The organism is Butyricimonas sp. DFI.6.44 (assembly GCF_022132345.1).
Lineage (GTDB): Bacteria > Bacteroidota > Bacteroidia > Bacteroidales > Marinifilaceae > Butyricimonas > Butyricimonas muris.
Genome location: NZ_JAKNJD010000021.1, coordinates 1 through 12,765 on the forward strand (window position 1 = coordinate 1; position 12,765 = coordinate 12,765).

Here is a 12,765-nt window from a genome sequence, read left to right on the forward strand (position 1 = left end):
CATTCGTCTTCTCGTGCGTCAACACCGTGATACTCGCCGTCAAACCCGGTTTCAACTTCAAATCAGGATTCGGCGCGTCAATCACCACCTCGTAAGTAACCACGTTCGATGTCACGATCGGTTCCAATCGTACTTGTGTCACCGCTCCCTCGAAATGTTCGTCCGGGAAGGCGTCTACCGTGAATATCACCTTCTGTCCCTCTTTCACCTGACCGATATCAGCCTCGTCCACGTCGGCAATCACCCGCATTTTTCTCAAATCATTCGCGATAACGAATAATTTCGGCGTGTTGAACATTGCCGCCACGGTCTGTCCCTCGTCCACGGCTCGGGAAATAACGACCCCGTCTATCGGCGAGTATATCATGCAATAATTCAGGTTCGTCTTCGCTTTCAATAAATCAGAACGGGAGCGTTCCAACGCCCGGCGAGCTTTCTCGTACTGGTATTCGGAGGTTTCGAAATCCGAATCACTCACCAGATTCTTGGCGTGCAATCCTGCCACGCGCTCGTGATTTTTCTTCTGGTAATCGTACTCGTTCTGGTTGGAATAGTGCGTTGCCAACTGTGACTCGTACTCCGATTCCAGCACGGTTTTATCCAGTTCAGCGATAAGCTGACCCTTTTTCACCTCTGAATTATAATCCACTAGAATACGGGCTATCGTCCCGGAAACCTGTGTTCCGACCTCAACCTGCGTGATCGGTTCTATGGTGCCCGTCGCCGTGATCGTGTTACGAATATCCCCTTTCTTAACCTCGAACACTTCGTAATTCACTGTTTCTTTCTCTTTCGGGCGAAAGGAGAAAAACAAGAGTATGGCTCCCACAACAATAATTATTGCAATAACTATCTTTTTCATCTTCAATTATTTTTATCAAATTATATATCTATCGATTCATTCCTGTAAAAATTCAATAGCTTAAACGCGAGGACTGCTTGGTATTTCGCTTGAATCTGTTCCTGCAAGGCTGACAGGTAGTTATTTTTCTCCACCAGCAAATCAACTGGGTTCTTCATTCCGGCATCAAATTCCTCTTGCACCTGCCGGTAACTCGTGTAAGCCGATTTTACCCGTTGATTGGCTGCCGAATAGCGACTTTGGGCTGCCACGACATCCTGATGTAATGATTCCACAGTTTGCAACAGATCTTTTCGGGTATTACGTTCGGCTAGCCGGGATTGCTCGGTTTGAAGCCTAGCTTTTGAAACATTTAAACGAGCTTTCTTCCGGTTCGTGATCGGAATGCTAATATTAATCCCGACATTTTCATTCAAGCGATCATCCATTTGTGAAAAATAAGACCCCGAACTCTTGGAATCATGATTCGTGGAGACGGAAGCCGTGAGCGAGATACTTGGCAAGTAATCTCCCTTGGCGATTTTTTCACCCAGAATTGCCGATTCAACGTTCAACCGGCTACTTTTCATTTCAGGCATAACCCGCAATGCCTCCCGGTAGACCTCATCTAACCCGGGAATAGCAACGAGCACATTTCTCTCGTCCAATTCCGGGAACACAACATCGAAATCGTCTTCCAGTCCGAGTTCCAAAAGTTGTTTCAATTGTAACTTGGAAAAAGCCAGATCATTTTCGGACTGTATCACCCGATATTGATCGTTGCTATATTGAGATTCCATTTGGGCGAAATCGCTTGTGCTGATAGAACCCGCATCAAGCAAGGCTTTCGACCGTGCCAGTTGCTCTCCGGAACTTTCCAGCGTCTGCCTGTCGGTTTTTAAAGTTTCATTCGCGTACAGAATTTGCAAATATGCCTTTGTCACCGCTATTTCAATATCATTTTGGGCAACAAGTACATCTTGCGTCATGGCTTTTTCAACCAATTCCTGCTGCTGGATGGAACGGGAGAGTTTGCCTCCCTGGTAAAGCGCCATATTTCCGTTCAAGGAATAGCTACCCGTGTAGGAACTTGACTTTTGGTGTCCCCACCCCTGGGTACTCGAAAAATCAAGTGATGGTAACCGCTGGGCTTTCTCCCTTGACAAGTCAACTGAAGTATTTTCCAAAGATACTCTGGCGTATTCTACTTGAAGATTATGTTCTCTGGCATGTTCAATACATACCCGCAAAGACCATGGCTTCTGTTGTGCCATCCCGTCTATCGCACTCAAATTTATGATACATATGCACACCAAAGACATAAGGTTTCCCCACTTCACGTTTCCCGAACGTGAATAAACATCATTTAATTTTCTCATAAATAAATTCTTGCAGTTTATCTTACTCTCGAACGAATGATTTCCACGATTCGCTCGTTATTAATAATAATCATCCCGTGCTTGTCACTCGTTATCCCATTTTCTAAACGGTACGTGTAAGTCGGCACCTTGTCTTTCATCACAGTTGGGAGATACGCGAAAGTCACGTTATCACACGTCTTCCCCAATTCTTGACCGACCTCAATGATGTGCGTGGAGATCATGAAAGAACAAGCCCGACGATTTGCCAAAGCCCGTGTCACTGCCAGCGTGGCGTCGAAAGCGTCTTTCACGTTCGTGCCCTTGAATAACTCGTCAAAGATCACGACCAATCGTTTTGACAAACTCACTTCCACGGCCACTTTTTTCACCCGTAAAACCTCGGCGTAAAAATGGCTGTATCCCAAGTTAATGTTGTCCGGCACGTTGATTGAAGTATATATCCCGTCCTGTACCGTGAACTCCATACTTTTCGCCGCCACGGGGAATCCCATGTGTGCCATGTAAACAGCTATGCCGAAAGATTTCATCAACGTGGATTTACCTGCCATGTTCGCTCCCGTCAGGAAAAAGATATTCCTGCTTTTCGTGATTTCCAGATCGTTAGACACAGCACCCGGCAAAGCGGGATGAAACAAACCCCGTATCCCCATGGAAACCTCACTATCCGCGTAAGCCACCGGAAAACAAAATTCCCGCTCCCGGGCAACCCGCCCTACCACGGTATTCAAGTCTATTTCATAAAATAATTTCACGAAATCAACGAGTTTCTTGTTTAAATCACAACGCAATATCTTGTCAAACTTAAACATCTCGCTCAAACTTAGCTTTTCTCCCCGAAAACCCAACACACGGGCAAGCGCCTTGTCCCGCAACAGGGAATGTCCCCACTTGATTCTCTCTTCCAACGGGTTTCCCGTGATTGTCTTGACAATCTCGTCTAAATATCCCTGAGCTTTTTGCAAGAAAAACAACGTGGTTATCACTTGTTCATGCCACTGATTTATAACGGTATCATTTCCTATTAATTCCAGCGTTTTCGCCCTTAATAGAACCGCCAGATTAAATACCCAATGTTTACCGCTGGCGCCCGACAAATATTGCTCCACGATATCACACTCTCTCGTTTCGCCGGGAAAAGCAATATCATGCTCTTTGAAATACCGGAAGATTTGGGTTCGTCGGTTAATCTCTGCGGCATCCGTCAAAGGATTGAGAAACATCCTTTCCAGCAGGCGTTCACCCCCGCGTGTTACCGTATTACAAAAAATACTGTAAACCGAATTATTCTTGTACCGCCCCAAGATATTCAAATCCTCCAATGTCTGCTTGTCTGTTTCGAAACTCATAACGTGCCCCCTTCCCCGTTTATTATTTCTATTATCTTCTCGTTGTTGATAATGATCATCCCGTGACGATCATTCGTGATTCCCTCTGTCAATTGATACGTGTATCTCGGCACACTTCCTTCCATCACCGTCGGCAAGTAAACGAAACGGATGTTTTTACAACGCTCCTTTAAAACCTGCCCCACTTCAATGATATGAGTCGAAATCATGAACAAACAATCCGGTATCCCGGCAAACGCTTCCGTCACCGCCAACGTGGCATCATAAGCATCTTTCACGTTCGTGCCCCGGAAAAGTTCGTCAAACACGACAACCAGATTTTCCGTCTGGCACAAGTGCTGTGCCACTTTCTTGACACGCAACACCTCGGCATAAAAATGACTGTACCCCATGCTCAGGTTGTCCGGCAAGTTAATGGTCGTGAACATCCCGTTACGCACGGAAAACACCATCTCCTCCGCCGGCACGGGAAATCCCGCGTGAGCCAGAAACAAGGCTATCGTGAAAGACTTCATAAAGGTTGATTTACCCGCCATATTCGCTCCCGTGAGAAATATGACATTGCTGTTCTTGTCCACGTTAATGGTGTTCCCCACGGGTTTCTTCAGGAACGGGTGAAAAACGCCTTTCATCTTCAACACGTTTTCCCCCGCCGGCAAAGCTTTGGCAAACACGAAATTCCGTTCTCTGGCAACTTCACCCACCGTAATATACACGTCCATCAAGTATATATTGTACATCATCTTGAACAATTTACTCCGCTCTTCAAACCGGAACACCTTATCGTATTTTACCGCTTGCTCGTAATTTACTTTCTTCTTCCCTTTCTCCTGCCGATACCAATTCCATTTCTCATTGGCGAGCAATGTTTTCAGTTCGTCATTGGCTTTCTTGACATTCTGGTCACTCGCTTCACCCCCGGAATCCAGAAAGTCATTCAAGGTATTCAACATTTCCAGACATCCCATGATTCCATTGTGTATCCATGTATAATCCGTGTCGGAACCCATGATGTTTTTTACCTTCCGTCCCAAGGTATTGTCCTGTGCCATCAACTGAGTCCTGCTGTCCGTGTTATTCAGGTAAAATTCAATCGCATCAAATATTGCCCCCCGAAAAGGAAAGGACATCCGGCTATCCATGTAATAGGCGATAGCCTTACTCCGGCTTTCAATGGCGTCAATTTCAGAAAGAGGATACTGGAACATCTCTTCCAGCAACCGAGCACCCCCGCGAGAGTGAGTCCGGTTGAAAATCTCATAAACCGACTGGCTCTTACCCGTGCCGAATATAGCCAAATCCGTCAATGTTTGCTTATCTATTTTGAAACTCATGATTCAATTTATGATTTTAGATTTTAGATTTACGATTCAATCATCCGGCCTTCCGAAATCATAAATCGTAAATCATAAATCACTTAATTACTTGGATCTTCTTCTAATCCACAACACGATTCCGGCACCGGCAAGCAACAACGGGATAATCCATTTGAATCCCCAGTTCATCACGTAAAACCCGTATCTGCCGATATCAACCCGGTTATCTGTAGTACCCGGTCTTCTCACGTCAATAGGTAATTCATTATTACTCAACCAATGGAACGTACCCAAATCCATGATGAAATTCGTCTGGGAACGACCTTCCGTGATCTCCCCGTTAGAAATACAATCAGCATCTCCCAAGATCATAACACGTTGTTCTTTACCGTTCACCATACGGGTTAATGCCATTCCCGTGCAATAATCCTTAGCAACCTCACCTTTCGCCGGATTAAGTGTCAAACGCTCCTCCACGTAATCCAAAGACTCCATTTCGTTCCACACTGCATATGAACGATTCTCTTTCCTCTGAATATTCAATGTATCACTTACCAACACGGGAGTTACTTTGAAACCCCGGTCAGCCACTTGCTCCAACCCGGCAGCCGTCGGTAACATGACTCCATTAGCCAACCCGAAATAGTAACTGAACTCTCTCGCCATGGGAGTAATCATACAATTCAATATATCCGGTTGTAACCATTCCAAACGATATTGAACCAACGTACCTTCCAATAGTTCCACGCCAAAATACTTGTTCAACAGGGAATTCATCACGTCCCGTCTTCTCGGCTCGCCCAAAATATACAAGTTACCTCCTCTTTCGATATATTTCGCCAAAACCTGTTCCTCGTTCTCGGTAAAGGGTTCACGCATATCAGCAATTGTTACAATATTCACATCGGATGGAATACCATTCTCTAAATCAATTTCTACCGTTTCAAAACCTTGGTTTACTAATGCCTGACGGAAATCTTTCTTGTAAGCGAAAAAGTGATAACCGCGAGTTTTCGTGTCATGAATGGAACGCATACCGTAACCTTTCACGAAACCGATCTTCGGAACTTCCAACGTCATCCGTTTCATGGCAGCAGACATCTCCGCCTCTCCGGGGAAAGGTTGCATCGGGTCATCATACGTACGCAACCAAGCTCTTTCACCACTTTCACGCACCAATTCCCAAGCAAACGTTCTCTCTCCCTCCAAATTCGCTATCTTCCGAATTTTTTCCGGACTCAATACCCGGTAAACGGTATCCAACTGGAATAACTCGCACATTTTCTTAGCCGCTTGGTGTACGGTTTGATTCTTGCTCGCCAATCTTTCGGCAAAGGTTTCCCCGTATACCCCGTCAGCCGGGGTGATCGTGTCGTAATAATACACCACTTTCAATTTCATCTCCGGTTTAAACCGTTCGTACAGTTTAAATTGTTCCCGATTACGTTGAATAAAATCGGGGAAAGCGAACATCTGATAATTCGGTCCCAAGATATTCACGTAAGCTGTAATCGTTAAGCCACCATCCAATTTAGACACGATATCCTGGCTATGCGGCGTCAACGTGTTCCATTTCGTGGAGGATGCATCGTAATACCCCATCAATTTCGGGCGGGAAGAAAAATATCCTATCGTACAAGCAATCAAGATGACCGCCATATATCTACCGAAAGAAACCTGCCAACGCACTTTCTGACGCACCGCATTCAAACGTACCACCGTTAGAAACAAGAATAAAGCCGTCACAACCGGGAAATACAACACATCCTCCGAGCAAAGCATACCCATAATAAAAGTAGAAGCCCGCCCGTTGATACTCAACCAATAAGTCACGTCACGAATGATGTCGTACTCCTGCCACCAGCCACCTACCATGCTCAACAGCATCAAGATGATAAACGTCCCGATAGCTGCCACGAACTGGTAAGAAGTCAAACTGGACACGAAAATACCCACCGCCACGTACGTGCAAGTCAACAGGAACAATCCCAACAAACCGACCAACACTACCGGCAACTCAAAATTCTCCACGGTAAATGCCGCGTAAACCACGTAAAGCAACAGTATCCCGCACATCAAAGCGGCATAAATCACCATTGACAAAAACTTACCCAAGATAATTTGCGAATTACGTATCGGCGACGAATACAACAATTTGATAGATCCGCTACTCAACTCCCGACTGATCAACCCCATCGTCAACAACGGAATATAATAATACAAGTAATTCTGCACGATACCCCAAATCCCGTTCGCGAACAAAGACATGGAAGCCATCATCGTTCTCCCGCTCCCGTATTCATTCCCTTTCATAAACCACTCGTATCTTCCGGTGAAGTACATAGCGGTCTGCAAAGTAAATATCACCAACAGGAACCATGCCACCGGAGAGCAAAAAAGCATCCGCAACTCCGCCTTCGCTATTCTATATATCAATTTCATAATCTCATTTTTTTATAGTCACATACCTTAAATTCATACATCAGTGCGCTTGTTTCGACAATGCCGCGAAAATATCGTCCAGCGAACTCTTCTCCGGCCGGATTTCCATCAATCGCCAGCGATTGCGGGAACTGGCTTCTATCAAGCGTTCCAACACGCCTTCCGCTTCCTCGAACGAGATGCGGAAACGTTGTCCTCCCAGCTCCTCCACGCCAGTCACACCCTCCACCTGCATCAACACCTCGGGAGCCGGGGCGTCCGCCAATTGTAGAAATATAGTACTCGGCACGATATAATTATCAAACTGGTCTACCGTTCCGGAGAACACCAACTTCCCTTGCTCGATCATCAACAAGTAGTCGCATATCGCATGTACTTCCCTCAAAATATGCGTGGAGAGAATCACCGTCCGCTCTTTCGCGATATCCTGTATCAGGCGGCGAATATCCAAAATCTGATTCGGGTCCAACCCGTTTGTCGGCTCGTCAAACACCACCAAGGCAGGCTTATGCACGATAGCCTGCGCGATACCTACACGCTGCTGGTATCCCCCGGAAAGATTCTTGATCAAACGGCTCCGGAAATGCATAATAGAGCAACGCTCCATCACCTCCTCCACTGCCGATTTAATCTCTTTATCCGGCATCCGGCGCAAATAAGCCGAATGCGTCAAGTACTCCTCCACTGTCATGTCCGTGTACAAGGGTGCTTGCTGAGGCAAGAACCCGATATGTTTCTTCGCCTCCAAAGGTTCCAAACGCGTATCCGCACCATGAATAAGCACATTTCCTTCCGTTTGCTTCAACACCCCGCATATAATATTCATCACGGTCGATTTCCCCGCCCCGTTAGAGCCTAACAAACCGTATATACCTCTCTTCGGGATCTCGAAACTAATATCTTTGACAGCCCATTGCACACTGTAACGATGTGACAAATGTTCCACTTTTACGATAGCTTCTTCCATAAATATCTTTTATTTCTTTTTTATCATACCAAAATTTTCACACTCGCTTATCTTCCTCTCCGCCGGAACCAAATAAACACCCCGCATCCCAGCAACAAGATCGGCAACCCGAATTTAAACCCGGCTTTAAATATCCTGTACCAAGCCATAGATATCGACACGGTTGAATCCTTCGTGTCCGGACGCCGCGTATCCAAGGGAACCTCACCGTATGACATCCAAAGAGCGCACCCCGCCAACAAATTACCATTGGCAGCAGAAACCCCTCTCGTAATTACAAACTCGTTATTCGACAAACAATCGGCATCTCCCGTCACCATAATCCGTTGTTCCTTGTTTCCCACCTGACGGGTCAGCCCCACCGCAGTATTAAACACTTTGGACACCTCTCCCACTGCCGGATTAAATTTCACCGTGTCATCCACGAAATCGGTGGTTTCCAATTCTGTCCACACCGGACCGATCGTATCCGTTTTCAAGAAAGCTTCCACTTTGAACCCCTTATCCTCCACTTGCTCGATCCCCGCGCAATTCTCGTGGGCAATCCGATAAGTAGATTTCATCTGGTACATCAAATCTTTCACCCGTTGAGTCGGAACCGTTGCCAAAAGGTTTGCCGTCGGTAAAGTTCCCTTGAACCGAACATCCGGTCCCACCAACAAAGGTGTCAATTCCAACCCGAAAAACTTACCCAACACCTTGTTTTGAGCCTCGCGGTGACTGGGTTCTCCCATAAACATCAGGTTTCCACCCCGTTCAATATATTTCCCCAACACGCTCTCTTCTTCCGGAGTCAACTCCGTGCGCATATCCGCAATCCACAATATATTAATATCTTTTGGTATATCTTTATCCAAGGTTATCTCCACCATATCAAATCCCTGGTTTACCAAGGAACCGCCATTCCATCTATGCGTCAACAAGTATCCCATGTCATACGGCACATCCCCGTACATACTTCTCTCCCGATGTCCCGTCACGAAACCGATCTTGGGCACATCCATAACCATACGTTTCAACGCCACGGCAGTCGCACCCTCTTCCAACAATCCTCTACCCGTGAAATCATGTAACCACTCTCTTTGTCCGTTCTCGCGGACTGCTTCCCGTATAAACTTATATCCTTGTGACGCCAAATCCGCCATCTTATCCACCTCAGCTCTCGACAACAACATCGTACTGTCCATCTCGTACACCTCGCACAATCGCCGGGCTTGCTGCCAAGCGGAAGGACGTCCCGGCATCCCCTCGTTCGGATCCGCATAATAATACACGACTTTCAACTCTGTTTCCGGCTTGAAACGTGTAAAGTGACGAGAAGCCTCTCGATTCTTCATGATAAAATGAGGATAAGCGTAAGTACCGTATCTCGAGTCAAGCACGTTCACGTAAGAAGTAATCGTCAATCCCCCATCCAATTTCCCCACGATCTCTTGAGCCACGGGAGTCAACGTGTTTTTTTTCGTGGAAGTCGTATCCGCGTAAGCTAACAATGCCGGACGTGACGAAATAAAAGCCACTAGGCAAACCAAAGCAATCACCGCGAGATTTTTGTAAAGCGTAATCGTGAATTTCTGTTTCTGGCGAATAGCATGCAAACGAATAATCGTCAACATCAGGAACAAAGCAATCACTGTCAAGAAATAAATCAAATCCTCGCTACAAAGCATACCACTAATAAAAGTATTCACACGTCCGTTCATCCCCAACCAATAGGTAATTTCCCGCACAAGGTCATACTGCTGTCCCCAGCCGCTCACCATACCCAACAACATCAACACGATAAACGTACCTACCGCTGAAATCACCTGATAAGAAGTCAAACTGGAAACAAATATACCCACCGCCATATAGGTACAGGTCAACAAAAATATTCCCAACAACCCGGTCAATATCCATGCCCACTCGAAGTTATCGATCGTGCACCAAGCAAACACGACATACACGAACAATATCAAGGTCAACAAAAACGCATACGCCACCATCGCCAAGAATTTTCCTAACACGATATGCGTGTTGCTAATCGGTGAAGAATACAATAATTTTATCGAACCGCTACTCAACTCCTTACTGATTACCCCCATTGTCAACAAGGGGATATACAAGTACAGGATTTTTACCACGCTCGGCCACAAACCCGATCCGCCGCCATGTCCCATGATAAATAAACGATAAGAACACCAATAAGTCCTCCCGGAATTTTCCACGTCAAGCACAAATCCCTCGAGCATACCCGTGTAAAAAAACACCGTCTGAAAAATAAAACACAATAACAATAACCAAGCGATAGGCGAATAAAAAAGCATCTGTAATTCCGTCTTCGCTATTTTATATATGGCTCTCATAATAAATCTCTTTAACGTTTAGCAATTAATTTCCCTTCTCGGTCAACTTGGCAAATATCGTATCCAGCGAATTTTTCTCCTGCCGAATCTCCTGCATCCGCCAATGCTGTTCGGTGCTCAGATCCACGAGGCGTTCAATCACCTCCTGCGCATCGGTAAAACGCACCCGGAATTGTTGTCCGCCCAAGTCCTCCACCCCGGTCACACCTTCCACTTGCCCCAACACCTCGGCAGTAGGCGCATTAGCAAAGTGAACATATATCGTGTTCGGCACGATGTAATTGTCAAACTCGTCCACGGTACCGGAAAAAACCAACTTCCCGTGATCCATCATCAATATGTGGTCACAAGTAGCCTGCACCTCCGACAAGATATGCGTGGAGAGAATCACCGTGCGTTCTTCTGCAATACTCTTGATCAACCGACGAATTTCCACGATCTGGTTCGGGTCCAAACCGTTGGTTGGCTCGTCAAACACCACTAAGTCCGGCTTATGCACGATAGCCTGCGCAATACCAACCCGCTGCTGGTATCCTCCGGACAGATTCTTTAACAACCGCTTACGGAAGTGAGTGATGGCACAACGTTCCATAACCTCTTCCACCGCCTTCTTGATTTCCTTGGGTGCCATCCAACGTAAATCCGCCGCATGTGTCAAATACTCCTCTACCGTTAAATCCTGATATAAAGGAGGTTTCTGCGGCAAAAAACCGATATGCCGCTTGGCGGCAATCGTGTCCCGCTTCGTGTTCACACCCGCAATTATCACATCTCCCTCAGTCTGCTTCAACACCCCGCACATGATATTCATCACGGTCGATTTCCCCGCCCCGTTTGCACCCAGCAACCCGTAGATCCCGTGCTTGGGAATCTCAAAACTTACATCTCTCGCTGCCCACTGGATACTATACCGATGTGACAAATGTTCTACTTTTACTATAATCTCTTCCATAACACCGTTATATTTTTACATACAATACACCCTAAAAGCATCGCCCGTCCCGCAAAAAACGGGCGATGCATCACATATAAACAATCACTAAAAAATTAAACTAAAATCAGTTATTATTTTCCTCTTCTTCGGTCTCGAAACGCTCTGGGAAACGGATACGATCTAAATTTACACCAAGGTCTTCCTCTATATACTTCACAAGAGCATCATATTTCTCACGAACTTTTGTGAAACCGCGCTTTTCATACAATACTCCCCGCAAATCAACATTGGTTCCATTATAACTTTGATTCCAATAGGCATTCTCTTGTTCCAACTCGGCCAAAGAATAAGACATCACCATGACCACGTAATAATAGAAATCATTCAATTGGCACTGTTCTTTACTCATTCCTTCTTTTACCGTTTGGATGTTCAAGTACCCGTCTTTAAAAAGACTATTAGGTCCGAACCCCCAAGGATAATTGGAAAAATCATTCACCGCAGGGAACCACTTATTATTCGAATAAGTTTTATATATATAACTACTGCGTCTCAAAAAGTCATTCGGAGCCACCATCTTCTTCGCATTGATCAACCTTGCCATAAAAGACATATTAATATCCTTCATAAACTTCGTTTTCATGCTTTCGCCAATCGTGTCGATCTCTTGACTCGCTCCGTTAATGGCAATATGGTCATACCCATTATATACCCAAAGTCGTGTAGAATCGCCAAATTCAAGACTTCCACCTTCTTTCCAATCAACATCCCACAATCCGGAACACAAGAACACCTTCAACGGCATACACTCTCTGAGCCACTCTTCCGGATAATAATCCAAGAACAACTCCTTGAACAACTTCAACATCTTACCCACATATTCGGGATCTCCCTGTTTGGCTAACAAACGCCCACCTAAATTCGGTTCCAATTTTTCACTCCAACCGGTATTCTCCCAATACAAATCATCTAGATTATAATCATAAAGCGTGTAGAATCCGTATTTCTCGAACCACTCGACAATATCCTCGTCATAATCATGATCACCCTGTGGCAACGAATACATTCGCTCACTTCCTTCAGTAGGTACAATTTTATCCTCATCGTAACATCCGGCTGACAGCACCATGATAAAAACGATAAACAACAAATATCTGAATTTCATATACTCTAATTTACAACGTTACAATTA

The 12,765-nt window shown here is 45.5% G+C and carries 9 protein-coding genes; all 9 read right to left on the reverse strand.

Annotated elements, in window-relative coordinates:
* Positions 1 to 862: efflux RND transporter periplasmic adaptor subunit (locus tag L0M98_RS21430; RefSeq protein ID WP_227217751.1), on the reverse strand; the 862-nt coding region annotated here is incomplete at its 3' end.
* Positions 863 to 882: 20 nt separating this feature from the next.
* Positions 883 to 2,220, reverse strand: a complete 1,338-nt coding sequence (locus L0M98_RS21435; protein ID WP_186976482.1) for a TolC family protein — start codon at positions 2,218 to 2,220, stop codon at positions 883 to 885.
* 17 nt (positions 2,221 to 2,237) lie between these two features.
* On the reverse strand, positions 2,238 to 3,569 hold the full coding sequence (locus tag L0M98_RS21440; RefSeq protein WP_227217752.1) for a MutS-related protein: 1,332 nt from the start codon (positions 3,567 to 3,569) through the stop codon (positions 2,238 to 2,240).
* Positions 3,566 to 4,903 (reverse strand): MutS-related protein, encoded by a 1,338-nt coding sequence (locus L0M98_RS21445; protein ID WP_186976478.1) that lies wholly within the window; start codon positions 4,901 to 4,903, stop codon positions 3,566 to 3,568. Before L0M98_RS21445 ends, L0M98_RS21440 begins: the two co-directional genes overlap by 4 nt.
* Before the next feature lie 87 nt (positions 4,904 to 4,990).
* Positions 4,991 to 7,327, reverse strand: coding sequence for a Gldg family protein (locus L0M98_RS21450; RefSeq protein WP_227217753.1), 2,337 nt, complete (start codon positions 7,325 to 7,327; stop codon positions 4,991 to 4,993).
* A gap of 40 nt (positions 7,328 to 7,367) precedes the next feature.
* Positions 7,368 to 8,294 (reverse strand): ABC transporter ATP-binding protein, encoded by a 927-nt coding sequence (locus L0M98_RS21455; RefSeq protein WP_186976476.1) that lies wholly within the window; start codon positions 8,292 to 8,294, stop codon positions 7,368 to 7,370.
* 47 nt (positions 8,295 to 8,341) lie between these two features.
* The gene (locus L0M98_RS21460) at positions 8,342 to 10,639 is read right to left on the reverse strand and encodes a Gldg family protein (protein ID WP_227217754.1); all 2,298 of its coding nucleotides are present in this window, start codon (positions 10,637 to 10,639) and stop codon (positions 8,342 to 8,344) included.
* Positions 10,640 to 10,664: 25 nt separating this feature from the next.
* Positions 10,665 to 11,591, reverse strand: coding sequence for an ABC transporter ATP-binding protein (locus tag L0M98_RS21465; protein ID WP_227217755.1), 927 nt, complete (start codon positions 11,589 to 11,591; stop codon positions 10,665 to 10,667).
* Between the two features lie 106 nt (positions 11,592 to 11,697).
* Positions 11,698 to 12,738, reverse strand: coding sequence for a hypothetical protein (locus tag L0M98_RS21470; RefSeq protein ID WP_227217756.1), 1,041 nt, complete (start codon positions 12,736 to 12,738; stop codon positions 11,698 to 11,700).
* Between the last annotated feature and the right edge of the window lie 27 nt (positions 12,739 to 12,765).